The sequence below is a fragment of the Xanthomonas sp. DAR33341 genome (genome assembly GCF_003992815.1).
Classification (GTDB): Bacteria; Pseudomonadota; Gammaproteobacteria; order Xanthomonadales; family Xanthomonadaceae; genus Xanthomonas; species Xanthomonas cissicola.
Window position 1 is genome coordinate 1 of sequence record NZ_QEYV01000010.1, and the last position, 22653, is coordinate 22653.

The 22653-nt window shown below is 67.5% G+C and carries 22 protein-coding genes; 15 read left to right on the plus strand and 7 right to left on the minus strand.

Annotated features, from left to right (window positions below):
- Positions 1 to 45 precede the first annotated feature (45 nt).
- The 7 genes from EO156_RS00480 (at position 46) to EO156_RS00510 (ending at position 6823) form a co-directional block, all read left to right on the plus strand.
- Positions 46 to 474: a hotdog fold thioesterase gene (locus EO156_RS00480; protein ID WP_003488457.1), complete on the plus strand. Its 429-nt coding sequence runs from the start codon at positions 46 to 48 to the stop codon at positions 472 to 474.
- Positions 475 to 495: 21 nt separating this feature from the next.
- Positions 496 to 1395, plus strand: coding sequence for a lysophospholipid acyltransferase family protein (locus tag EO156_RS00485; RefSeq protein ID WP_016851587.1), 900 nt, complete (start codon positions 496 to 498; stop codon positions 1393 to 1395).
- Positions 1396 to 1454: 59 nt separating this feature from the next.
- Positions 1455 to 2444 (plus strand): alpha/beta fold hydrolase, encoded by a 990-nt coding sequence (locus EO156_RS00490; RefSeq protein ID WP_005912163.1) that lies wholly within the window; start codon positions 1455 to 1457, stop codon positions 2442 to 2444.
- Between the two features lie 20 nt (positions 2445 to 2464).
- The gene (locus EO156_RS00495) at positions 2465 to 2728 is read left to right on the plus strand and encodes a hypothetical protein (protein ID WP_015471569.1); all 264 of its coding nucleotides are present in this window, start codon (positions 2465 to 2467) and stop codon (positions 2726 to 2728) included.
- Positions 2729 to 2854: 126 nt separating this feature from the next.
- Positions 2855 to 4927 (plus strand): tetratricopeptide repeat protein, encoded by a 2073-nt coding sequence (locus EO156_RS00500; protein WP_015462744.1) that lies wholly within the window; start codon positions 2855 to 2857, stop codon positions 4925 to 4927.
- Positions 4928 to 5117: 190 nt separating this feature from the next.
- Positions 5118 to 5729, plus strand: a complete 612-nt coding sequence (locus EO156_RS00505; RefSeq protein WP_003488468.1) for a YbhB/YbcL family Raf kinase inhibitor-like protein — start codon at positions 5118 to 5120, stop codon at positions 5727 to 5729.
- Between the two features lie 83 nt (positions 5730 to 5812).
- Complete coding sequence (locus EO156_RS00510) at positions 5813 to 6823, plus strand: NAD(P)-dependent alcohol dehydrogenase (RefSeq protein ID WP_016848723.1); 1011 nt, start codon at positions 5813 to 5815, stop codon at positions 6821 to 6823.
- A gap of 54 nt (positions 6824 to 6877) precedes the next feature.
- Here EO156_RS00510 and EO156_RS00515 read toward each other — a convergent pair whose 3' ends face one another.
- Positions 6878 to 7693, minus strand: a complete 816-nt coding sequence (locus EO156_RS00515) for an META domain-containing protein (protein ID WP_029827819.1) — start codon at positions 7691 to 7693, stop codon at positions 6878 to 6880.
- Positions 7694 to 7970: 277 nt separating this feature from the next.
- Entirely contained in the window at positions 7971 to 8768 is a 798-nt protein-coding gene (locus tag EO156_RS00520) for an undecaprenyl-diphosphate phosphatase (protein WP_003488476.1), read from the minus strand.
- A gap of 219 nt (positions 8769 to 8987) precedes the next feature.
- Here EO156_RS00520 and glnA point away from each other — a divergent pair, with 219 nt between their 5' ends.
- From glnA to EO156_RS00560, 7 genes are all read left to right on the plus strand, one after another.
- Positions 8988 to 10397, plus strand: coding sequence for a type I glutamate--ammonia ligase (gene glnA / locus EO156_RS00530; protein ID WP_003488480.1), 1410 nt, complete (start codon positions 8988 to 8990; stop codon positions 10395 to 10397).
- A 276-nt stretch (positions 10398 to 10673) separates the two neighbouring features.
- The gene (locus EO156_RS00535) at positions 10674 to 11012 is read left to right on the plus strand and encodes a P-II family nitrogen regulator (protein WP_002808480.1); all 339 of its coding nucleotides are present in this window, start codon (positions 10674 to 10676) and stop codon (positions 11010 to 11012) included.
- A 22-nt stretch (positions 11013 to 11034) separates the two neighbouring features.
- On the plus strand, positions 11035 to 12477 hold the full coding sequence (locus tag EO156_RS00540) for an ammonium transporter (RefSeq protein ID WP_029827820.1): 1443 nt from the start codon (positions 11035 to 11037) through the stop codon (positions 12475 to 12477).
- 264 nt (positions 12478 to 12741) lie between these two features.
- Positions 12742 to 13797, plus strand: coding sequence for an ATP-binding protein (locus tag EO156_RS00545; RefSeq protein ID WP_016850649.1), 1056 nt, complete (start codon positions 12742 to 12744; stop codon positions 13795 to 13797).
- Positions 13790 to 15217: a nitrogen regulation protein NR(I) gene (ntrC, locus tag EO156_RS00550; protein WP_029827821.1), complete on the plus strand. Its 1428-nt coding sequence runs from the start codon at positions 13790 to 13792 to the stop codon at positions 15215 to 15217. The genes EO156_RS00545 and ntrC overlap by 8 nt, the downstream gene beginning before the upstream one ends.
- Positions 15218 to 15579: 362 nt before the next feature.
- The gene (locus tag EO156_RS00555) at positions 15580 to 16182 is read left to right on the plus strand and encodes a superoxide dismutase family protein (RefSeq protein WP_005912185.1); all 603 of its coding nucleotides are present in this window, start codon (positions 15580 to 15582) and stop codon (positions 16180 to 16182) included.
- Positions 16183 to 16230: 48 nt separating this feature from the next.
- On the plus strand, positions 16231 to 16878 hold the full coding sequence (locus EO156_RS00560) for a superoxide dismutase family protein (RefSeq protein ID WP_016850224.1): 648 nt from the start codon (positions 16231 to 16233) through the stop codon (positions 16876 to 16878).
- Positions 16879 to 17027: 149 nt separating this feature from the next.
- Here EO156_RS00560 and EO156_RS00565 read toward each other — a convergent pair whose 3' ends face one another.
- The 3 genes from EO156_RS00565 to EO156_RS00575 all read right to left on the minus strand — a co-directional run bounded on the left by EO156_RS00565 (position 17028) and on the right by EO156_RS00575 (position 18729).
- Positions 17028 to 17228: a hypothetical protein gene (locus EO156_RS00565; protein ID WP_016850223.1), complete on the minus strand. Its 201-nt coding sequence runs from the start codon at positions 17226 to 17228 to the stop codon at positions 17028 to 17030.
- A gap of 182 nt (positions 17229 to 17410) precedes the next feature.
- Entirely contained in the window at positions 17411 to 17848 is a 438-nt protein-coding gene (locus EO156_RS00570; RefSeq protein WP_016850222.1) for a VOC family protein, read from the minus strand.
- Entirely contained in the window at positions 17845 to 18729 is an 885-nt protein-coding gene (locus tag EO156_RS00575; protein WP_003488496.1) for a hypothetical protein, read from the minus strand. The genes EO156_RS00570 and EO156_RS00575 overlap by 4 nt, the downstream gene beginning before the upstream one ends.
- Positions 18730 to 18817: 88 nt before the next feature.
- On the opposite strand from EO156_RS00575, the gene EO156_RS00580 reads away from it, so the two are divergent.
- Positions 18818 to 20113 (plus strand): acetyl-CoA C-acetyltransferase, encoded by a 1296-nt coding sequence (locus tag EO156_RS00580; protein WP_005912193.1) that lies wholly within the window; start codon positions 18818 to 18820, stop codon positions 20111 to 20113.
- Between the two features lie 213 nt (positions 20114 to 20326).
- Here EO156_RS00580 and EO156_RS00585 read toward each other — a convergent pair whose 3' ends face one another.
- On the minus strand, positions 20327 to 21592 hold the full coding sequence (locus tag EO156_RS00585; RefSeq protein ID WP_016850220.1) for a heme biosynthesis HemY N-terminal domain-containing protein: 1266 nt from the start codon (positions 21590 to 21592) through the stop codon (positions 20327 to 20329).
- Complete coding sequence (locus EO156_RS00590; RefSeq protein ID WP_016850219.1) at positions 21589 to 22566, minus strand: uroporphyrinogen-III C-methyltransferase; 978 nt, start codon at positions 22564 to 22566, stop codon at positions 21589 to 21591. Before EO156_RS00590 ends, EO156_RS00585 begins: the two co-directional genes overlap by 4 nt.
- Between the last annotated feature and the right edge of the window lie 87 nt (positions 22567 to 22653).

The window sequence follows — 22653 nt, forward strand, 5'->3', positions numbered from 1 at the left end:
TTCCCCATTCCCCATTCCCCATTCCCCATTCCCCATTCCCAGCCCATGACCTTCCGCGAACCCGTCGATCTAGCCGCCCTCAATGCCGCCAGCCGCGATACCTTGATCGAGCATCTGGGCATCGTCTTCACCGAGGCCGGTGACGATTGGCTGCGCGCCACCATGCCGGTGGATGCGCGTACCAGGCAGCCCTATGGCCTGCTGCACGGTGGCGCCTCGGTGGTGCTGGCCGAAACGGTGGGCAGCAGCGCCGGCAACCTGTGCGTGGATATGACGACCCAGATCTGCGTGGGGCTGGAGATCAATGCCAATCACCTGCGCGCTGCCACCCAGGGGCTGGTGACCGGCACTGCGCGGGCGGTACATGTGGGGCGTAGCACGCATGTCTGGGACATCACCATCGAAAACCCGGCCGGCAAACGCGTCTGTGTGTCGCGATTGACCCTGGCGGTGGTTCCACGCAGCAATGGCTGAGCTCGCCCGGCAGCGGCATGCATGGAACAGCGTCATCCGCTGCCGGCACTGCGCGGCGGCCACGCTGCTGTCACAATGGTTGCGCCTCCTTCCCCCGTTACCGGTTCCGTTCGTCGAATGAGCGAGTCATCCCTGGACGCCACGCGCGACGCTGACGGCGCGTTGCGTTGGTTCCGGTATCTCTACCGGGTGCCACTGTTGTTGCTGCATCTGTGTCTCGGCCTGCCGGTCACCATGCTGTGCGTGGTGGTACCGGCGCTGGCGCGGATCCGCATCGGGCACGACGACACTCTGGAGGAGCGGATGATCCGCTGGTGGCAGGGCACCTTGATGCGCGTGTTCGGCTTCCGCCTGCGTCGCTTCGGGACGCCGCTACCGGGCGCGACCCTGTTCGTGGCCAACCACGTCAGCTGGGTGGATATCTCCATCCTGCACAGCCAGCGGGTGATGGGGTTCGTGGCCAAGCGCGAAATTGCCGGCTGGCCGCTGGTGGGCTGGCTGGCGACCAAGGGCCAGACCATCTTCCACCAGCGCGGCAATACCGAATCGCTGGGCGGGGTGCTGCAGGAAATGCTGCTGCGCCTGCAAAGTGGCAAGCCGGTGGGGGTCTTCCCGGAAGGACGTACCCGTGGGGGTACCGAAGTGGGCCCGTTCCATGCGCGCATCTTCCAGGCAGCGGTGGAAGCCGGCGTGCCGGTACAGCCGGTGGCGCTGCGGTACGGGTTGCGCGGCAACGCGCAGGCGGTGGTGGCCTTCGGTGAGCGCGAGAGTTTCTTCGCCAATATCGTGCGCCTGCTGGGCGAGCCGTCGCGGCTGGCCGAAGTGCATTTTCTCGAGCCGATTCGCGCGCTGGATATCGAAGGCCGTCGTCGCATGGCCGAGACCTCGCGCCAACGGATCGTCGCAGCGATGGAGTCCTAGCCGACGATGCGCACGCGCCTCTCCCCTGCGGTCAGCCGCAACGCCGGTGCGATACGCGCATGAACGCCTCCGACTACTTGCCGCCGCGCTGGCTGCGCAATCCGCACGTGCAATCGGTGCTGGGCAGCAGCGCCCTGCGGCGCATCCGCAGCCGCCAGTTGCTGGCCGCCAGCGGCGCGGTCACCAGCGAACATATCCTCGATGGCGGCGACGGTGTGCGCCTGCAGGGCTGGATGAGCGTCCCGCCCGGCGATGCGCCGCCACGCGGCACCGTGCTGTTGCTGCATGGCTGGGAGGGCAGCGCCGATTCCAATTACATGCGCCTGACCGCCGCGCGCCTGCTCGGTCTGGGCTACCAGGTGTTCCGGCTGAACTTCCGCGACCACGGCGGTACCCACCATCTCAATGTGGACCTGTTCCACTCCGACCGCATCGAAGAAGTGGTCAATGCCGCAGGCGATCTGTGGCGGCGTTTTCCTGCGCCGCAATTGCTGGCTGCAGGGTATTCGCTGGGCGGCAATTTCGCGCTGCGGCTGGCGCTGCGTGCGCCCGCCGCCGGCCTGCCGCTGGCGCGCGTGGCGGCGGTGTGCCCGTTGCTGGACCCGGCCGCCACCATGACCCAGCTGGAAAAGGGCCCGCAGTTCTACGATTGGTACTTCCGCCGTAAATGGCGCGAATCGCTGCTGCGCAAGCGCAAGCTGTTCCCCGAGCAGCACGGGTACGACGACGCCACTCTGGCGCTGGACATGCGCGGGCTGATGGCCTGGCTGGCGGTGAAACACACCGGGCATGGCTCGCTGGAAGCGTACTTCGACAGCTATTCGATTGCCGGCCAACGCCTGGCCAACCTGCAGGTGCCGGTCGACATCCTGATGGCCGAAGACGACCCGGTGATTCCGTTCGAAGATTTCGCTGCCTGGCAGTTGCCGGCGCATGCGCAGCTGGAAATCGCGCGCTGGGGCGGGCATTGCGGCTTTCTGGAAAACGCCCGCGGCGACGGCTTTGCCGAACGTTGGGTGGCCGAGCGGCTGGCGTCAGCGCGCCAATGATGTCGAGACGACATCCGTCCATGGATGCAATGGTCGCCGTTTTGGCAGTGGTTGTCGGTTGCGCGATGGTCTACTTCAGCGCGATCAGCCTCTACACCTATCTGCAGACCGGGGAGATCCTGTTCCGCTCACGCGCAGGGTCGGTTTCCGTGGGCGCCCATGCTGCGCTCTGGCATCTGGGCCAGGTGGTGTTTGGGGCGTTCTGCGTGGCCTATGGCGCCAGCGTGCTGCGTCGGAAGTTGGCATGCGTTTCAACCTCTGGCCGGGGCGAACGAGCGATATGAGTTCGCACCGCCGATAACGCCCACCTTGCACGCCGGCGCAGCGCCAGACGGCAGCGTCCGTTGCACATGCAAGCCGCCGCAGCGCGCATCGTTACAATAGCGGTTTGTCCGGGACCCGCCGCCGCCATGCAAGACGCCATTCTTCAAGCCCTGCGCCGCGATGCGGCCGACGATGCGGTGGCGCTGGCCCGCGAGTGGGTCACCAACGCGCCCGACCACGCCGCCGCCCACCGCTGGCTGGCGCTTGCGCTGCAGCAGCAAGGGCAGCCGGCGCTGGCGCTGGACAGCATCGACACCGCGCTGACGCTGACGCCCGAAGACGCCGACCTGCACCTGCTGCGCGCCGGCGCGTTGCTGGCCACGCGCGATCTGTCTGCCGCCGATGCCGCACTGTCGCGCACCACTGCGCTGGATCCCAACCAGTTCAATGCCTACGTGATGCAGGCGCATCTGGCGGTGGCGCGCGGCGATCTGGACGAGGCCGAACGGCTTAGCCGCACCGCCGCGCGGCTGGCGCCGGAACATCCGCAATTGCTGGCGGTCGATGGCGTGGTCGAGATGCGCCGCGGCCAGGACGACCGCGCGCTGTCGCTGCTGACCCGCGCTGCCGAGCAGTTGCCCGACGATGCCCGCGTGCTGTTTTCGCTGGGCTTTGCGTATCTGCAGAAAGAGCATTTCGCGTTCGCCGAGCGTGCCTTCGAGCGCGTGATCGAACTCAATCCGCCCGGCACCGCGCTGCGCGCCTTCATTGCCCAGCTGGCCCAGCGCCAGGGCCGCCTGGACGACGCGCTGGCGGCGATGCAGGGCGTGCTCGACCAGCCCGACGGCGATCTGCCGGCCATGCGCCGGCTTGCCGGCGAGATGGAACTGCAGGCCGGTCGCCCCGATCAGGCCGCCGCGCACCTGCGCCTGGCACTGGCGCACTGGCCGGCCGACCGCCGCACGCTGCACGCGCTGCTCACCGCCTGGGAGCGGCTGGGCGCGGTGGACGATGCGCGCGACACCCTGGATGCGGCGCTGGCCACCTCGGCCACTGCGCACGACCTGTGGCTGGCGCGCCTGGCAGTAGAGCCGGTCGGTGGGCCGCAGGCGCAGGCAGTGATCGAGCGCTGGCTGCTGGCCATGCCCGAACACCTGCCGGCCCTGGAAGCGCTGATGCGCGTGCACGACATGCAGGGCCAGGCCGACGAGGCGGAAATGGTGGCGCGCCAGATCGTGGCGGTGGAGCCGGGCCGCATCAGCGGCGAGCAGCGCATTGTCGAAGCCTTGCTACAACGCGATCCACCGGCGGCGATCGCCTGCGTCGAATCGTTGATCGAATCGCTGCCTGCACCGCAGCAGACCGTGCTGCGGCCATGGTTGGGCAATGTGCAGGACCGCGCCGGCCAGCCCGATGCCGCCGTGGGTACCTGGATGCAGTTCCACCGCGAACAGGCCCAGCATCGGTTGCCGTTGCCGCCGCAGGCAGCCAGGCAGCCGACGCAGTGGCCTGCGCTGGGCAGCATTCCCGACACCGTCACCGCACGCCCGCTGTTCGTGTGGGGCACGCCCGGCTCGCATGTCGAACGCCTGGTCGCGGTGATGGGCGCGGCCACCCCGCTGGTCCGCGGCGACCGCTATGGCATCACGCCGCCATCGGATGCGCTGCAGAGCTACCGCACCCTCGAACAGCTGGCCTCCGGCGAACTGGCACCGACGGCGCTGGTGGAAGGCTGGAAGGCGCAACTGCCGCGCCGCGGCATCGACGATGGCAATGTCATCGACTGGTTGCTGTGGTGGGACAACACCTTGTTGACCGCGCTGCGCCCGCACCTGCCCGAGGGCAGGCTGGCGATTGCGCTGCGTGACCCGCGCGACATGTTGCTGGACTGGCTCTCGGCCGGTGCGTCGGCGCCGCTGGCACTGCAATCGCCGCAACAGGCCACCGACTGGTTGCTGATCGCGCTGGAACAGCTGGCCACGCTGCACGAGCGCGACCTTTACCCCCACCGCATCATCCGGCTGGACGGGATCGAAGACGACCCGCAGGGAATTTCGACGGCCCTGGAACAGGCGTTCGGGCTGAGCTTCCCGCTGGTCGAACCGCGTGGCCCGGCGCGGTTGGCCTCCGGCCGCTGGCGCGATTACCGCGGCGTGCTCGGCGCCCAGTTCGATCTGCTCACCCTGATCGCGGTGCGCTTCGGTTACCCCCAGGACTGAGGCGCCATCAACGCGGTCGCGCCCACGGCAGGTGGGCGTGGCCGCAGTCGCGTCGTCGCATCGTGTGCAGGCGCGGTACGTACGCGGCGGTAAACCCGGCCGAGCGCATCAGAAGGTTCCATGGCGGCGTCTTCCGCTGTGGCGCAGACCCAGGCACCCTGATCCGTATCGCTTCCCTCGGAGACCCGCCATGCGTCTGACCAGCAACAGCATCGAAAACGGCAAGCCCATCGCGGTGGAGTTTGCCGCCGGCACGCCGGAGGGCTTTGCGCCCAACCGCAATCCGCACCTGGCCTGGAGCGAGACGCCGGCCGGTACGCAGTCGTTTGCGCTGCTGTGCCTGGACCCGGACGTGCCGACCGTGCCCGACACCGTCGGCCGCGACGACTTGCAGATTCCCGTCGAGCAGCCACGCACCGATTTCGTGCATTGGGCCATGGCCGATATCCCCGCCGATGTGCATGAGATTGCGGCGGGCAGCTGCAGCGACGGCTTCGTGGTCAAGGGCAAGCAGCAGCCAGCCGGCCCGGCCGGTGCCCGGCAGGGCCTGAATTCCTACACCCAGTGGTTCGCCGGCAATGCCGACATGGCCGGCGACTACCGCGGCTACGACGGTCCGTACCCGCCGTTCAACGACCTGCGCGTGCACCGGTATTTCTTCCGCGTGTTCGCGCTGGACGTGGCCAAACTTGGCCTGCCCAGCAGCTTCACCGCCGCCGACGTGCTGTCGGCGATGCAGGGTCATGTGCTGGCCGAAGCGGCGTTGTACGGCACCTACACGCTGAACCCATCGCTGCGCTGAGTGATCGCGCCGATGGCGGCGGTCGCTCCATCCCCCATGACGCCAGCCACGTTCGGCCGGCGCCGCAGCACAGGCAATCCCCCTTGAAAGCATTCCAGATTGGCAATCAAACCGGCCTTGAGAGCCTGGTTGCGGTCGAGATGCCCGAACCAGTTGCAGGAGCCGGTGAGGTCATCGTCGCTCCGCGACTGGTCGGGCTGATCAACCGCGACCTGCAGATCCTGAAAGGCACCTACGGCGGCAAGCTTGCGCCTACGCGCGTTCCGGTTGCCGAGGGTGTGGGCATCGTGACCTGCGTCGGAGCCGGCGTCAGCCAGGTCGCGCCAGGCGACCGTGTCGTCAGTGGGCACTTTCCCACCTGGCTGGATGGCAGGTTCCGCGCCGAGATGTTCGCCCACGACCTGGGCGTGACCCATGACGGCTGGCTGGCCGAAAAGGTGTCGCTGCCCGCCAGCGCCTTGATCAAGGTGCCTGCGTCGCTGGAGGACGCGGATGTCGCTGCGCTGGCATCTGCCGCGGTGACCGCCTGGCACGCCCTGGTGGAAGTGGCCAGGATCAAGGCCGGCGACCTGGTGCTGTGTCTGGGAACCGGTGGCGTCTCGATGGCCGCGCTCCAGCTGGCCAAGCTCCACGGCGCCCGCGTGGCCATCACCTCGTCCAGCGACGACAAGCTCGAGCTCGCACGCCGCCTGGGCGCCGACATCACCGTCAACTACCGCACCCACCCCGACTGGGCCGAGGCGGTGATGCAGCTGTCCGGCGGCGGCGCGGACGTCGTCATCGAGACCGGCGGGCAGGACACCTTGGGCCAGTCGATCAAGGCGGCGGCCGCGAACGCGACCATCGTGGTGGTCGGCGTCACCCCGGGCGCGGCGTCGCCAATTCCCGATTACGTGGCGTTGATCCGCAAGAACGTGACCATCCGCGGGATCGCCAACGGAAGCCGGGCGATGTTCGTGGACCTGCTGCGGGCGATCGAGCAGCACCGCATCAAGACCCTGCACAGCAAGACGTTCCGGTTCGACGAGGCGCCCCAGGCCTTGGACTATTTCGCCAGGGCGCAACACGTGGGCAAGGTCCTCATCCGGTTGTGATGCGGGCGGCGGCGGCGCGTGCGAGGCCGTTGCCGGCCCAATGCTGCGGCCGCGCTAGCTGCCGGCCTCGATCATCTGGTCGAGCACGTACACCGGTTTGGCGCCAGGCTCGCTGCCGGCCGGGTAGCGGGTCACGCGCAGCAGGGTGCGTATGCCGTCTTCATGGTCGAAACCCTCGATCGCGCCCTCGTAGGGCTGCCATGATGTAGCGGCCTGTAGGGTGGCAGGTGCGTCTGGGGCGTGCTCGCGCACTTGCAGGCAGCGGCGCGCAGGATCGGAAACGCAGGGCACGGTCTCTGCGGCTACTTCGATCAACAGCGTCTGCCCCGGCCCGCCATACCGGGTGTCCGCAGTGGGCGTGCCGCCGAAGATCAGCACAGTCCCGTCGCTGCGGGTCAGGGTCAGGCGGGGCGCAGCTGCTGCGTTGTCCATGATCACTGCGAAGCGCCCGGACAACAGGTCGCTGGCCGCGCGCTCCTGCGCCATCCGGCGTGCATCGGCGCACATTCGCTTGCTCGAGACCACCCGGCCAATCTGCACGTGCGCCTCGGCCACGCTGTAGTTGGCGCCCAGCGCGTTGCAGGTCTGGCCGACCTGGATGCGCTGATCGCCGAAATCCAGTTGCACTGGCGGCACGCCGTCGACGAACAGGCTGCGCAAGGCCGTGCCATGCGCATCGCTGGCCCGCTGCAGGTGCCAGTGCTGCGCGCGCAAGGCGCCGCGCAACGGGACATTGTCCGTGTCAGGGGGGACGGCGACCGGCGCCCGCGCAGCAGTGTGGCTGGAGCCGGGCGGGTCCGGCGATGCACCCGACCCGCAGGCCGTCACGCCTGCCGCCAGCAATGCTGGGGCCAAGAACACGGCACGCATGCGCAGCTCCCGGTGATCGATGCGCCAGTGATACCGCCAGCGTGCGCCCGGGGCAATGACCGGCGTCACGACGTGGACGCCCCAAAGCCGCCAATCAAGCGAGTGCATCCAATATCAGGCGGGGCGGCCGCTGCCCGGAATCGGCTGGCAGCGCTCGTACGCGGCAGTGCCGAACGCGCCACCCACAACTTCTTGGGGACGGCGCTTTACGTTGTTGGCCGCCCCTGGCTGCACATCGCACCCGTCTCGGAGTGCAGGCAGGCGGTGCTGTGGCGTGTCAGCCCGCAGCCGCCGGCAGCCACAGCAGCAGGGCGGCGCCCAGCAGCATGCGGTACACCGCAAACACCGTGAAACGGTGCTTCTTGATATAGCCCAGCAGCCACTTCACCACCACAAAGCCGGTGATGGTCGCCGCCACGAAGGCCACAGCCACGTCGGCCCAGTTTTCGGTGCCGAAACCGCCTTCCTTGTACATCTCCAGCAGCGCGTAACCGCTGGCCGCGAACATGGTCGGAATGCCCACCATGAACACGAAATCCGCCGCTGCCGAGCGCTTGCTCAGGCCCAGCAGCATCGCGATGAAGATCGTCGAGGCCGAGCGTGACGTACCGGGAAAAACACCGGCCACGACCTGCGCCAGGCCCACTGCGATGGCCACCTTCCAGGTCACCACATCGCGCTCGGGCAGCTTGCCGGCGAAGTGTTCGGCCACCAGCATCCACACCCCGCCGATCAGCAACGCCCAGGCGACCGGTTGCAGCGTTTCGGGCAATTGCCAGCCGGCCTTGCGCACGATCAGCCCGACCACCGCGGTGACCAGGAAGGCCACGCCTACCTTGAGCACGTAGTCGCGGTTGGCGCGCTCGCCCAGGCCGGTAGCCAGGCTCCACAAGCGCTGCCGCAGCGCCAGGCAGATGGCCAGGATCGCGCCGGCCTGGATGACGATATTGAAGAAGTCAGAACGGCGTCCGAGCCATTGTTCGGCGATCAGCAGGTGGCCGGTGCTGGAGATCGGCAGAAATTCGGTGAGGCCTTCGAGAATGCCCAACAACAGGGCGGAAATCAGATCGGACATCGGACTGGGAAGGGGTGAGGGAGGCGCCAGGATAGTGCATTGCGGCATGCACCACATCGGTGCGGCGTGTCCATTTTTGCACCTTAATAGTGCAATACGGATTTTACGGTCGCGAGCGATGTAAGCAAAATCAAGGGCTTGTGAAGTGCCAGGGCTTGGCACGGTCCCTGCTGTAGTCCCGCCCACGAGCCACTTAACTCCTGCCTGAGGTTTCTTCCGATGTCCGTGGAAAATGTTGAAAAGCTGATCAAGGACAACAAGGTCGAGTTCGTCGACCTGCGCTTCGTCGATATGCGTGGTGTACAGCAGCACATCACCTTTCCGGTCAATATCATCGAGCCGGCGCTGTTTGAAGAAGGCAAGATGTTCGACGGCAGTTCGATCGCGGGCTGGAAGGGCATCAACGAGTCGGACATGGTGTTGCTGCCGGACGCGGGCACCGCGTATCTGGATCCGTTCTTCGCCGATCCGACCATCGTGCTGACCTGCGACATCCTCGACCCGGCCACCATGCAGAGCTATGAGCGCGATCCGCGCGGCATCGCCAAGCGCGCCGAGGCCTATCTGAAATCCTCCGGCACCGCCGACCAGGCGTTCTTCGGCCCGGAGCCGGAATTCTTCATCTTCGATTCGGTGCGCTTTGCCAACGACATGGGCCACACCTTCTTCCAGGTGGGTTCGGAAGAAGCGGCCTGGAACACCGGCGAAAAGTACGACGGCGGCAACAGCGGTTACCGCCCGGGCGTGAAGGGCGGCTACTTCCCGGTTCCGCCGACCGACAGCCTGCACGACCTGCGCGCGGAAATGATCAAGACGCTGGAACAGGTCGGCATCGAAACCGAAGTGCACCACCACGAAGTGGCCACCGCCGGCCAGTGCGAGATCGGCACCAAGTTCAGCTCGCTGGTGCAGAAGGCCGACGAACTGCTGACGATGAAGTACATCATCAAGAACGTCGCCTACCGCAACGGCAAGACCGCCACCTTCATGCCCAAGCCCATCGTGGGCGACAACGGCTCGGGCATGCACGTGCACCAGTCGCTGGCCAAGGGCGGCGTCAACCTGTTCACCGGCGACGGCTACGGCGGCCTGTCGCAGCTGGCGCTGTGGTACATCGGCGGCATCTTCAAGCATGCCCGCGCGATCAACGCCTTCGCCAACTCCGGCACCAACAGCTACAAGCGTCTGGTCCCGGGCTTCGAGGCGCCGGTGATGCTGGCCTATTCGGCGCGTAACCGTTCGGCGTCGTGCCGCATTCCCTGGGTCACCAATCCGAAGGCGCGCCGCATCGAAATGCGCTTCCCCGATCCGTTGCAGTCCGGCTACCTGACCTTCACCGCGCTGATGATGGCCGGCCTGGACGGCATCAAGAACCAGATCGATCCGGGCGCACCGAGCGACAAGGACCTGTACGACCTGCCGCCGGAAGAAGAGAAGCTGATCCCGCAGGTTTGCTCCAGCCTGGACCAGGCGCTGGAAGCGCTGGACAAGGACCGCGAGTTCCTCAAGGCCGGCGGCGTGATGAGCGACGACTTCATCGACGGCTATATCGCGCTGAAGATGCAGGAAGTCACCAAGTTCCGTGCTGCGACCCACCCGTTGGAGTACCAGCTGTACTACGGCAACTGAGTTCCACCGCGGTGATGGCGGAGGCCCCCCTCCCACCTCCGCCATCGCCGCACACTTGTTCGAGCGATCCGTGGCCCCGGCCGTGGATCGCAGGGGTATTGAGAGAGCACATCGTTCGCGGCGCGCGGGCCTGACCTCTCCCACGAGGCGGATGCATGACATCTGCTGGGGTCCGCGCAATCGCGAACGATCGGATGCCGGGGTAGGCATCCAGGTGACTGACACCGCCGGGCGGCGCAATGCCGGCCGGTTCTTTCCACCATTCGGGGTATGCGCATGAAATTGATCACCGCCATCATCCGGCCGTTCAAGCTCGACGAGGTCCGCGAGGCCTTGTCTGCAGCAGGCGTGTCGGGCATCACCGTGACCGAGGTCAAGGGCTTCGGGCGCCAGAAAGGCCACACCGAGCTGTACCGCGGCGCTGAGTACGTCGTCGACTTCCTGCCCAAGATCAAGATCGAAACGGTGGTCACCGACGATCGCCTGGACGCGGTGGTCGAAGCGATCCAGAACGCCGCCGGCACCGGCAAGATCGGCGACGGCAAGATCTTCGTGACCGCGATCGAGCAAGTGGTGCGCATCCGCACCGGCGAGATCGGCGCCGATGCGCTCTGACCCCACCAGCCCCGGAGTTCGTATGAAGACAGCTCTTTTTGCCGGGTGGAAGGCCCGGTTCTACAGCGTGTGCATGCTGATGCTGTTCAGCGCGCTGATGGTGGGCGGCATGGGCAGTGCGCATGCGCAGTCCACGCCGCAGGTCACCCCGCTGCCGACCGAGCCGGTCACCACCGAACCGCTGCCGTCGGCGCAGCCGGCCGCTCCGCCGGCCGCCGCCGCCGAAGCCGCACCGGTCGTGGAGAAGGGCGATGTCGCCTGGATGCTGACCTCCACCTTGCTGGTGTTGCTGATGGTGGTGCCGGGCCTTGCGCTGTTCTACGGCGGCATGGTGCGCGCCAAGAACGTGTTGTCGGTGCTGATCCAGGTGGCGGTGGTGTTCTCGCTGCTGACCGTGCTGTGGGTGTTCTACGGCTACAGCCTGGCGTTCTCCGGCGAAGGCGCGTGGATCGGCAATCTGGACAAGGCGCTGCTCAAGGGCGTCACCATCGAAACCCTGGCGGCGACCTTCACCAAGGGCGTGAGCCTGCCGGAATACGTGTTCGTCGCGTTCCAGGCAACCTTCGCCGGCATCACCGGCGCGCTGATCGTGGGCGCCTTTGCCGAACGCGCCAAGTTCGGCGCGGTGCTGTTGTTCTCGGCGATCTGGTTCACCTTCGGCTATCTGCCGCTGGCGCACATGGTCTGGGCCACCGGTGGGTATCTGTTCGGGTTGGGCGCGTTGGATTTCGCCGGCGGCACCGTGGTGCATATCAATGCCGGCGTTGCCGGCCTGGTCGGCGCCTACTTCGTCGGCAAGCGTGCCGGACTAGGACGTGAGGCAATCAAGCCGCACAACGTGACCCTGACCTTCGTCGGTGCCTCGCTGCTGTGGGTGGGCTGGTTCGGCTTCAACGCCGGTTCCAACCTGGAAGCCAATGCCGGTGCGGCGCTGGCCTTCCTCAACACCTTGCTGGCCACCGCCGCCGCCATCCTGGGCTGGTCGTTGACCGAGAAGATCATCAAGGGCAAGTCGTCCGCCCTGGGCGTGGCCTCGGGCATGGTCGCCGGCCTGGTCGGCATCACCCCGGCCTGCGGCACGGTGGGCCCGTTCGGCGCGATCGTCATTGGTCTTGCCGCCGGCGTGCTGTGCGTGTGGGGCGTCACCGGTCTGAAGCGCCTGCTCGGTGCCGACGACAGCCTGGACGTGTTCGGCGTGCATGGCCTGGGCGGCATTATCGGCGCCATCCTGACCGGTGTGTTCTCGGCGGCCTCGCTGGGCGGCCAGAAGGGCGGCGATTACGACATCGTCCACCAGGTCGGCATCCAGGCGCTGGGCGTCGGGATCACGGTCGGCTGGATCGGCGTGGTGTCGGTGGTGGGGTTCGTGGTTGCCAAGCTGGTGTTCGGCCTGCGCGTGAGCGAAGAAGCCGAGCGCGAGGGCCTGGACATCACCTCGCACGGCGAAGCCGCGTACGAGTCGTGAGCATGCACACCCGCGGCCGCGCTGCCGCGGGTGGCGCAACGACCCGGCCGGGAACGCCCAGCCGGGTCCGTTTTCCCCCGTCGCCCGTTGGGCGCGGAACCACTGCCGAGGTGCCTGCATGACCAGCCCCACGCCCGTGACTGCCGGCGCGGATGCACGCTGGAGCGGTGCGCCCCGCCGCCGTCTGGCCAGCATTGTTTCAACGCACGCTTCGCTTTGCGCGCCATCCGCGCATTCCCATTCTGTTTGCACTAAATTGGTGCAATGGTGACGTCCTCTTCCATGCCATCGCTGGACAGCCTGGGCACACCGGTCGCCTGGGCCGACCGCGAGGGCCGCGTGCTGGGCGTCAACCCGGCGTTTGCCCGCTGGCTCGGGGTCAGTGCACGGCGGTTGGTCGAACAGCCCCTGGCCGCGCTGGAAGTGCAGGGCGATGCGCTGGCGCGCTTCCTGCTCAACGACGAGCGCGACGTATTGCGTCTGCACCGGCTGGCGCTGGGACTGCCCAACGACGCGCCGCGCTTTGCCGAAGGCTGGCTGTCGCGGCTGGACGATGGCGGCTGGCTGCTGGAAACCCACCCGGTCGACGAATTCCCCGCGCTCGATCCCACCCACGCCCTGCCCAACGCCTTGAGCGCTGCGCTCAAAGGGTTGGCGCACGAACTGCGCAACCCGCTGGCCGGGCTGAAGGGCGCCGCGCAGCTGCTGGCACGCCGCGCGGCCGGGCGCGACGAAGACGAACGCGAGCTGATCGAGCTGATCGGCACCGAGATCGAGCGTCTCAATACCTTGCTCGAACGGCTGCTGTCGCCCACCCCGGCGCGCCCGCACGACCGCCTCAACATCCATGTGGTGCTCGAACGGGTGTTGCGCCTGGCCGAAGCCGAGGGCGGCTGGTCGGTGCAGGTGCAGCGCGACTACGACCCCAGCATTCCCGACATTCTGGGCGATGGCGACCGCCTGACCCAGGCGGTCTGGAACCTGGTGCGTAACGCCTTCCAGGCCGGCGCCACGCGCGTGACGCTGCGCACCCGCGTCGAGCATGGCCAGCGCATCCGCGACCGCGTGCATGCGATGTCGCTGCGGCTGGAAATCATCGACGACGGCGGCGGCGTGCCGGAAGAACTGGCCGAGCACCTGTTTCTGCCACTGGTCAGCGGCCGCGCCGAAGGCAGCGGGCTGGGCCTGGCGCTGGCCCAGCAGGTCTCGCGCGAACACCACGGCACGCTGACCTATCGCTCGCGTCCGGGCCATACCGTTTTCACCCTGCTGCTGCCCGAGCTGGCCGGCGATCACGACAAGGAGCATCCGCATGGCTGAGACCGCCGCCGTATCCCACATCTGGGTGGTCGACGACGACCGGTCGGTTCGTTTCGTGCTGTCCACCGCCTTGCGCGATGCCGGCTACGCCGTGGACGGCTTCGACAGCGCCGCTGCCGCGCTGCAGGCGCTCGGCATGCGGCCCACGCCGGATTTGCTGTTCACCGACGTGCGCATGCCCGGCGAAGACGGCCTCACCCTGCTCGACAAACTCAAATCCAAACACCCGCACTTGCCGGTGATCGTGATGTCGGCCTATACCGACGTTGCCAGCACCGCCGGCGCCTTCCGCGGCGGCGCGCACGAGTTCCTGTCCAAGCCGTTCGACCTGGACGACGCGGTGGCACTGGCTGCGCGCGCGCTGCCGGACGCCGATGCCGGCGTCGAAGAAATCGTCGCCGCGCGGCTGGCCGAGGGCTCGGCCTCGTTGATCGGCGACACGCCCGCGATGCAGGCCTTGTTCCGCGCGATCGGACGCCTGGCGCAGGCGCCGCTGTCGGTGCTGATCAATGGCGAAACCGGTACCGGCAAGGAGTTGGTCGCGCGCGCGTTGCACAACGAATCCCCGCGCGCGCGCAAACCCTTCGTCGCGCTCAACACCGCCGCCATCCCGGCCGAATTGCTGGAAAGCGAGTTGTTCGGCCACGAAACCGGCGCGTTCACCGGGGCGACCAAACGGCATATCGGCCGCTTCGAACAGGCCGATGGCGGCACGCTGTTTCTGGACGAAATCGGCGACATGCCGTTGCCGCTGCAGACCCGCCTGCTGCGCGTGTTGGCAGAGAACGAATTCTTCCGCGTTGGTGGGCGCGAATTGATCCGCGTCGATGTGCGCGTGATCGCCGCCACCCACCAGGACCTGGAGGCGCTGGTCGAACAAGGCCGCTTCCGCGCCGATCTGCTGCACCGCCTGGATGTGGTGCGCCTGCAATTGCCGCCGCTGCGCGAACGGCGCGGCGACATCGCGCAACTGGCCGAAAATTTCCTGGCCATGGCCGGGCGCAAACTCGACATGCTGCCCAAGCGGCTGTCGTCGGCCGCGCTGGAAGACCTGCGCCAGTACGACTGGCCCGGCAACGTGCGCGAACTGGAAAACGTGTGCTGGCGCCTGGCGGCGCTGGCGACCTCGGACATCATCGACGTGGTCGACGTGGACGCCGCACTGGCGCGCGGCGGCCGTCGTCACCGCAGCGGTCGCAGCGATGGGCAGTGGGACGACATGCTTTCCAGCTGGGCCGCGCAACGCCTGAGCGAAGGTGCCCAGGGCCTGCACGCCGAAGCGCGCGAGCGCCTGGACAGGACCTTGCTCGAAGCGGCCTTGCAACTCACCCAGGGCCGCCGCGCCGAAGCTGCCGCCCGCCTGGGCCTGGGCCGCAACACGGTCACCCGCAAACTCGGCCCGGGGCGCAAACGTCGCTGATTTGGGTCTAACGCCCCTCTCCCATAAGAGAGGGGTGAGGGTGCCTGTGCCGATGCAAGCGCGACTGCACGCGCACCGATCCAACGAGGCCTTGATCGAGCCGAGCCTGCCCGACATTGCCCCCGGCAAGCGTCGATGCGTGGCACGCCGCCGCATCCGGTGGCTGTCGATAACGCCACCGCAGCCTGCCGTGCCGACGCCGTCGTCCAGGCAGTTCGCACCGTGCCTGGCGCCGCGCACACCATCTGGCAATCCGACTCAGCACACCAACCCCGTAAACTCCTGCGCTGCCAGCGGGTGCATTTCATGACACGTGAACATGCGCCCGCATAGGTTTCCAGCCTGATCAGGAGAACTGCTCGATGCGTTACCGGTCGCCTACGATCGTTGCCCTCACCGCGCTGGCGCTGGCCGCCTGCAGCAGCACGCCGCCGCCGCCCAAGGCGCCTCCGCCGCCAGCGGCGCGGGTGGTGCCTGCGCGCCCGGTGCAGCAAGCCGAGGCTGCGCTGGCATCTGCCTCGGGCAGCCTGGTCAGCGGTCGGGTGGTGCTGGTGCCGGCGCTACAGGGTATCCGCCTCACTGGCACCATCGGCGGCTTGCGGCCGGGCGGTGTGTCCGGATTCCATGTGCACGAACGCGGCGATTGCAGCGCGGCCGATGCCAGCAGCGCCGGCGCGCATTTCAACCCGGGTGGTGCGCCGCACGGGCGTGCCGGCGGCGGCGCGCATCATCTGGGCGATATGGACAATCTGCGTGCAGACGCCGAAGGCGTGGTGCATCTGGACATGATTCTGTCCGGCATCAGTCTGGGCGACGGCGCTCCGACGGATGTGATCGGCAAATCGCTGATCGTGCATGCCGACCCCGACGACTATCGCAGCCAGCCCAGCGGCAATGCCGGTGCGCGCCTGGCCTGCGGCGTCATTCGCGTCACCCAATGGGGCACGCCCCCTTCGCAGCCCTGAGTCGGGGCATCAACGGCTGCAGTTGCGGCCTTTCTTCAGGAGTTCTCCATGCGTATTGTTCCGACCACCTTGTTTCTGGCCACCGCCCTGGTGCTGACCGCGTGCAAGCGCGACGAACCGGCGCCGGCCGAGCCGGCACCTGCACCGCAGGCCAGCACGCCGGCCGAAGCGGCGCACGGTGGCGAACACGCCGCTTCCATGGTCACCGAAGCGGCAGCCACCACCACCGCAACCGCCGAGCTCAAGCCGACCAAGGGTAATGACGTCAAAGGCACGGTGACGTTCAAGACCGTGGACGGTGCGCTGCGTGTCACCGGCCAGCTCAGCGGCCTCAAGCCCAATACCGAGCACGGCTTCCACATCCACGAAAAGGGCGATTGCAGCGCACCGGACGGCAGCAGCGCCGGCGGTCACTTCAACCCGTCCCAGTCCGATCACGGCAACATCAGCGCCGACCCGCATCACGGTGGCGACATACCCAACATCACCGCCGACGCGCAGGGTAACGCCAGCATCGACGGCCCGGTCTCCAGCAACGTCAACCTCGGCAAGGCCGACCAGTTCGATATCGCCGGCCACGCGGTGATCGTGCATGCCGATGCAGACGACTACAAAACCCAGCCCACCGGCAACGCGGGCGGCCGCCTGGCCTGCGGCGTGATCACCACCGATAACGCGCAGGCGCCGGCCAAGTAAGTGCTCTGCGACCGTTGTCGATGCACGGCAACGGTTGAATAACGACGAACGCTGTGGACGATGTCGGCCGACGTGCCGATGGATGCGCAGGCAGCGCGGGAGCGCACACACCAACGCCGTGGCGATATCGTCGCGGCGTTGGCGTTTGCTTAGGCGCGTGGTGCAGCGTCGAAGCTTCGGTCCGACCACGCTATGGCGCGCGTGCGGATGCATGCGTCTGGATGCGGCGGCTTGCCGATGCAGTAAGCGCAACCCGTGCGCATCCAGCGCAGCGATTGTTGAACGATCGCCGCGAACGCCGCCTTCCACTGCCCCTGGCGATCACCCAGCACTCGCTTGCGGGCGGTCATTGTGCTTCCCCAGACGCAGTTATCTGTTGTCCAAGGCCGGTCCGGCCAGAGCCAGGCGAGCAAGCGGACGGTTCGCCTGGAGGCAGTGCATGGCGTTCAAGGAGATCGAACCGGTGGCCTCCAGCCCGCCAATCGCGCGTTGTTGATCGATCACTGCATGCGGCTCACCCGGCAGCGATCACTCAATAATTCGCCCACAAGCCCGGTGTCGCCAATTCCAGCAGATGCGCATCGGGATCGCGGAAGTAAATGCTTTGCCCGCCGCCCGGCCATTGCGTGCGGCCTTCGATGGGGACCCCGCAGGCATGCAGGTGATTTTCCCAGCCGGGCAGGGCATCGGTTGCGATGGCCAGTGCGAAATGCTGGCTCCCGTTGCCGTCATGCGGCGGAATCGTGCCGCCGGGCAGCGTAACCGTCGCCGAGGTGCTGCCTTGCAGGAACAGCAGCAGGACCTGCGCAGGCGCGATGGCGTAGGCGGCCATGCGCGTATCGCGATGCATCGGTTGCAGCCCCAGCACGCGGGCGTAGAAGGCGCATGCCCGCTCCAGGTCCGCAACATACACGCCGGTTTCCAGCACGCCCTGCAGCGCTGGGGGCAAGGCCGCCGGCGTCTGGCTCACGCCGCCAGCGCCTGCCGCGGATCCTGGCCCGGCTCGATATGCACGTACAGCACCGGCAGCCCATGCGCTTCCAGCACGGCGGCCATCTGCCGCTGGCGCGCCAGATAGTGCTCATATACGCCGCGCAGGCGTTCGCAGTCCTCGCGGTCGTGCGCGTAGTAATCGCACCAGCCTGCCGGGTCGAACAAGGCGATGCGCACTTCGCCGTCGATGTAGCGCAACACCGGTTCGGGGGGCTGCTCCAGCCACTCTTCGGTATGCGGTGCCAGCAGTGCGGCTTCGATGAGGGGCCACAGCGGCGCCAGGCCCTGATTGTCGTACTGCATCGACATCATCGCCGCCAGATCGTTGGCGGTGAGATATCGCGCATGCTCGATGCGGGCGCCGAAGCTTTCCTGCGCCAGCAAGGCGGTGTCGGCCTGCGCCATGCCCTGAGCAAGCAAGATTTCTTCCATTGCATCGGCCACGGTGGCAACCGTCTGCGGGTCGCCGGACAGCAGGAACGGCAGCACGCGCAACCCACCGCCGACCAGTTGCGCATCGGCCTGGAACGGCAGCGGAATCTCGCCTTGCGCGTCGGCACCGAAGGCCAGCACCCGCGGGCCCTGGTCGCGCCCGGGTGCACGCGCCTGCAGCTCTTCCAGGCGCCGATGCAGCGGCCAGCCGGGCCGCAACACTTCCGACGGATCGAAATGCGCCAATGCCACGCTCAGTTCCAGATCGCGGACTTCCGGGATCCACTGCGCCAGGTCGCGGCCGATGCGTTCGGCCAGCATGCCGGCCTGCGCCGGCGCCAAGGCGCCGCGCTCGGGGGCGCTTCCGCCGGTCAATTCCAGCGCCAGCACACCCATGGCGGTTACGCCGTGTTCGGTCTTGCTCATGATTCGCGGTTGGCCCATCACGGGGTCGAAGCTACACTGCGGCCATTATGCCTGCCGGCCCTGTGCAGGCCATGTCCCCGAGTCCCCCATGCCAGGTCAACCGATGCCCGCAGCCCGTCCCGTCGCCATTCTGGGCGGCGTTCGTATCCCGTTCTGTCGTCAGAACACCGCGTACGCGGACGTGGGCAACCTGGGCATGTCGGTGCGCACGCTGGGCGCGTTGGTCGAGCGCTTCGGGTTGCATGGGCAGCAATTGGGCGAAGTGGCGATGGGCGCGGTGATCAAGCACTCCGCGGACTGGAACCTGGCGCGCGAGGCGGCGCTGTCGTCGGGTCTGTCGCCGCTGACGCCGGGCATCACCCTGCAGCGCGCCTGCGGCACCAGCCTGGATTCGGTCATCACCATCGCCAACAAGATCGCGCTGGGGCAGATCGACTCGGGCATCGGCGGCGGCTCCGACACCACCTCCGAAGTGCCGATCGTGTACGGCAAGAAGTTGCGCGCACGGCTGCTGGCCGCCAACCGCGCCAAGGCCACCGGCGACAAGCTCAGGGCGCTGCTGCGCGGCTTCAAGCTGGCCGAGCTCAAGCCCGAATTCCCCGGCGTGGCCGAGCCGCGCACCGGCAAGAGCATGGGCGACCATTGCGAGGACATGGCCAAGGAATGGAACATCTCGCGCGATTCGCAGGACGAATGGGCGGTGGCCTCGCACCACAAGCTGGCCGCTGCCTATGAGCGCGGTTTCTTCGACGCGCTGATCGCGCCGTTCCGCGGCGTCTCGCGCGACAACATCCTGCGCGCCGACACCTCGCTGGAAAAACTCGCGACCTTGCGCCCGGCCTTCGACAAGACCTCCGGCCGTGGCACGTTGACCGCTGCCAATTCCACCCCGCTCACCGATGGCGCCGCCGCGGTGCTGCTCTCCAGCGAAGCCTGGGCGTTGGCGCATGGCCACACGCCGATGGCCTACCTGCGCGATGCACAGGTGGCGGCAGTCGACTTCGTGCATGGCGAAGGCCTGCTGATGGCGCCCACCATTGCGGTGCCGCAGATGCTGGCGCGCCAGGGCCTGACCCTGCAGGACTTCGATATCTACGAAATCCACGAGGCCTTCGCCGCGCAGGTGCTGTGCACGCTGCGCGCGTGGGAGAGCGAGGACTACTGCCGCAACCGGCTGGGCCTGGACGCGCCGCTGGGCCGCATCGACCCGGACAAGATCAATCCGCTGGGCTCGTCGCTGGCCACCGGCCATCCATTCGCCGCCACTGGCGCACGCGTGGTGGCCACCGCTGCCAAGCAGTTGGAAGAGCGCGGCGGCGGCCGCGCGTTGATTTCGATCTGCACCGCCGGCGGCATGGGCGTGGTGGCCATCGTCGAGCGCTGATGCCACTGCGCGGTATGGGATTGGGCATGGGTGATCCGGGATTCGCAGGCGCAGTCGCCGCCTTTGCGAATCCTCTCCTTCATTCCATCGCTGCGCGTGGCAACAACTCAACGTCAACTTCTTCGATGGAGTAGATGCCCACTTGGCGAGCATTCGCCTTGTTCTTGAGGTGCAATGCGGCGGTACGCACATCGCATACCGCCGCTGTCTCCACTACAGGATGCGATCGTCCGCTGCGTGCGGATCGATTGGCGCGGGGTCGTACGTGGTGATGACCGGCTCGCGCAACGACTGCTGTGGCATGACGTCCTGCACCGGTTCGCCACGTGCGGCGCGCAAGGCATTGGCATAGCAATGCTGTGCCGACAGCAGGTCGCCGGAGGCGGCAAAACCGTGTCCCAGTTCTTCCCAGGCCTCGCTGCCGGCGCCGCCTGCGATGGCGCGATGCAGGAATTCCTCGGCCTGCGACCACTGCTGCTGGTGACGCGCGAGCCGCGCCAGTGTCAGCAACAGCCCTGGGCTGTCGGGATATTGGGTCAGCCAGCGCTGCGCGCTGGCGCGGCGCGAATCGTATTTTTCCAGCGGCAGCACGCCGTACAGGCGCACCAGCGATTCGTCCCATTGCGCGTCCAGCGCCTGCTCCAGGCTGTGCACGGCGGCATCGTCCCAATGCAGCACGGCCGCACGTTGCGCGTAGGCGCCCACCACTGCCGGCGTGGTGCGTAATGCTTTGGGCAATGCTTCCCAGCGCTCGGCCAGTGCATTGGCGTCGCTGGCCTGCAACAGGGTCTGCTCGGCCAGCGTCGCTTCCAGCGTGCTGTAGGCATCGGGCGCCAAGACCGCCTGCTGACGCAGCGCACCGAGCTGGCCATAGGCTTCGTCGGCGCGACCGATCTGCGCCAGGGCGTGGGTGCGCAACAGCAGGCCGCGTGCCGGCAACGGCTGCGCGTTGGCGCTATCCAGTGCATTGATTGCGTCGACGGGGCGCTGGCGCGCCAGGTGCCGCTCGCCCTGCAACAGCGCATATCCTGTCGGGTCGCGCTCGGCCAGTTGCTTTGCAAGTGCCGTGGCCGCCGCATCGTCGGCGCGCGCATCGGCCACGCGCACTGCGCTGGCCAGGGCAATGCCGCTCACCTCGTCGTCTTCGCTGGCACTGACCAGCAGCCGCTCGGCGCGTTGCCATTGGCCATGATCGGCAGCGCGCAGACCTTCGATCAAACGCGCACGGCCCTTGTTGCGGCGGTACTTGCCCCACACGCGGAACGGCAGGCTGATCAACGTCCATAGCAACCACAGCACCAGCAAGGCGATCAGCAGGATCAGCAGCGCCTGCGGCATGGCGGCGTGATAGTCGTTACCTCCCACACTGACAACGACGTTGCCAAGGTCGTAACTGTTCTGGTGCGATAGCCACTGTGCGCCGAGCACGCCCAGCGCCACGGCAACCAGCAGAATCAAGACGGTACGCAACACTTTCATTGGGTGGATCTCCCTTCACGCATGGCCTGCAGTTGCAGCAGGGTGGTGCCCAGTTCCGGCAGGCGCGGACGCAGTGGCGCTTGTTGCAGGCTGCGCAAGCGCGCACGCAGCTGACGACGTTGCGGCGAATCCGGCCAGAGCCGGGTAGTCCAGGTCTCCACGCGGCGCAGCGATCGCGCAAAACCGGCGGCATCGCCACGTTCCGCGGCCGCGCGGGCCAGGCTGATTTCGATCTGCACTGCATCGCGCGCAGCATGCCGGTCGCCGCCGGTAAGCAAGGCGTCGCCGCGGCTGGGACGGATGTCCACGAGCGGCGCCAGCGCCTTTTGCCACCACGGTTGCGCCGCGTCGCTGGCCTGCGCGGTCTGTTCCGGCAGGCGCTGCAACTCGGCGGCCAAGGCGTCCAGATTCTTGCCGGCCTCCGCCTGCGGGCCGGCCCCGAGACGCTCCAGCGCACCGCGTTCCTGCACCAATGCCTGACGCAGATTGAGATAACCGGGGTCGTCGATGCCGCTGAGTGCGCCGTTGGCCAGCGCATAGGCGCGCCGCGCGCCATCGGCATCGCCGGCGATGCTCAGGCGCTGCTGGCCAAGCCGCAGCAGCAGCTCCACTTCATCCAGGCGCAGCGCCTGTGCGCCATGACGGTTGGGGTCGGCCAGCTTTTGCACGGTGTCTTCGAGCAATGCGCTGCGCTGACTCAGGCCCAGCATCTCGTCGCGCAGGACGCGGTTGGTGGCCGCCGCGTCCTGCAGACGCTCGTTGGCCAGGCGCTGATCGCGGCGCAGCGTTTCCAGCATTTGCTGGGTGCCGTCCCAGCGTTGCTGCTGCGCCTGCGCGGCCTGCAGCTGCGTTGCCTGATAGTTCTGCCACGCGCGCCAGCCCAGCAGCAGCGCCACACCGACGGCCGCCACGGCCACGACAAGCAGCAGCCATGCCAGGGGAAAGCGTCGCGCAGGAGCGGGCATTTCGGTCATTCGGACATCCTCGGGCAGTCACGACCGGCGCAGGCGCCGCAGTCATCGCACACAGCATGGCGTGCAGCGCCGGACGGCGGCAAGCTG

Bases quoted from the DNA above. Each gene is read 5' to 3' on its own strand.
- EO156_RS00480 (WP_003488457.1), top strand. From the start codon at position 46: ATGACCTTCCGCGAACCCGTCGATCTAGCCGCCCTCAATGCCGCCAGC.
- EO156_RS00485 (WP_016851587.1), top strand. From the start codon at position 496: ATGGAACAGCGTCATCCGCTGCCGGCACTGCGCGGCGGCCACGCTGCT.
- EO156_RS00490 (WP_005912163.1), top strand. From the start codon at position 1,455: ATGAACGCCTCCGACTACTTGCCGCCGCGCTGGCTGCGCAATCCGCAC.
- EO156_RS00495 (WP_015471569.1), top strand. From the start codon at position 2,465: ATGGATGCAATGGTCGCCGTTTTGGCAGTGGTTGTCGGTTGCGCGATG.
- EO156_RS00500 (WP_015462744.1), top strand. From the start codon at position 2,855: ATGCAAGACGCCATTCTTCAAGCCCTGCGCCGCGATGCGGCCGACGAT.
- EO156_RS00505 (WP_003488468.1), top strand. From the start codon at position 5,118: ATGCGTCTGACCAGCAACAGCATCGAAAACGGCAAGCCCATCGCGGTG.
- EO156_RS00515 (WP_029827819.1), bottom strand. From the start codon at position 7,693: ATGCGTGCCGTGTTCTTGGCCCCAGCATTGCTGGCGGCAGGCGTGACG.
- EO156_RS00520 (WP_003488476.1), bottom strand. From the start codon at position 8,768: ATGTCCGATCTGATTTCCGCCCTGTTGTTGGGCATTCTCGAAGGCCTC.
- glnA (WP_003488480.1), top strand. From the start codon at position 8,988: ATGTCCGTGGAAAATGTTGAAAAGCTGATCAAGGACAACAAGGTCGAG.
- EO156_RS00535 (WP_002808480.1), top strand. From the start codon at position 10,674: ATGAAATTGATCACCGCCATCATCCGGCCGTTCAAGCTCGACGAGGTC.
- EO156_RS00540 (WP_029827820.1), top strand. From the start codon at position 11,035: ATGAAGACAGCTCTTTTTGCCGGGTGGAAGGCCCGGTTCTACAGCGTG.
- EO156_RS00545 (WP_016850649.1), top strand. From the start codon at position 12,742: ATGGTGACGTCCTCTTCCATGCCATCGCTGGACAGCCTGGGCACACCG.
- ntrC (WP_029827821.1), top strand. From the start codon at position 13,790: ATGGCTGAGACCGCCGCCGTATCCCACATCTGGGTGGTCGACGACGAC.
- EO156_RS00555 (WP_005912185.1), top strand. From the start codon at position 15,580: ATGCGTTACCGGTCGCCTACGATCGTTGCCCTCACCGCGCTGGCGCTG.
- EO156_RS00560 (WP_016850224.1), top strand. From the start codon at position 16,231: ATGCGTATTGTTCCGACCACCTTGTTTCTGGCCACCGCCCTGGTGCTG.
- EO156_RS00565 (WP_016850223.1), bottom strand. From the start codon at position 17,228: ATGACCGCCCGCAAGCGAGTGCTGGGTGATCGCCAGGGGCAGTGGAAG.
- EO156_RS00575 (WP_003488496.1), bottom strand. From the start codon at position 18,729: ATGAGCAAGACCGAACACGGCGTAACCGCCATGGGTGTGCTGGCGCTG.
- EO156_RS00580 (WP_005912193.1), top strand. From the start codon at position 18,818: ATGCCAGGTCAACCGATGCCCGCAGCCCGTCCCGTCGCCATTCTGGGC.
- EO156_RS00585 (WP_016850220.1), bottom strand. From the start codon at position 21,592: ATGAAAGTGTTGCGTACCGTCTTGATTCTGCTGGTTGCCGTGGCGCTG.
- EO156_RS00590 (WP_016850219.1), bottom strand. From the start codon at position 22,566: ATGACCGAAATGCCCGCTCCTGCGCGACGCTTTCCCCTGGCATGGCTG.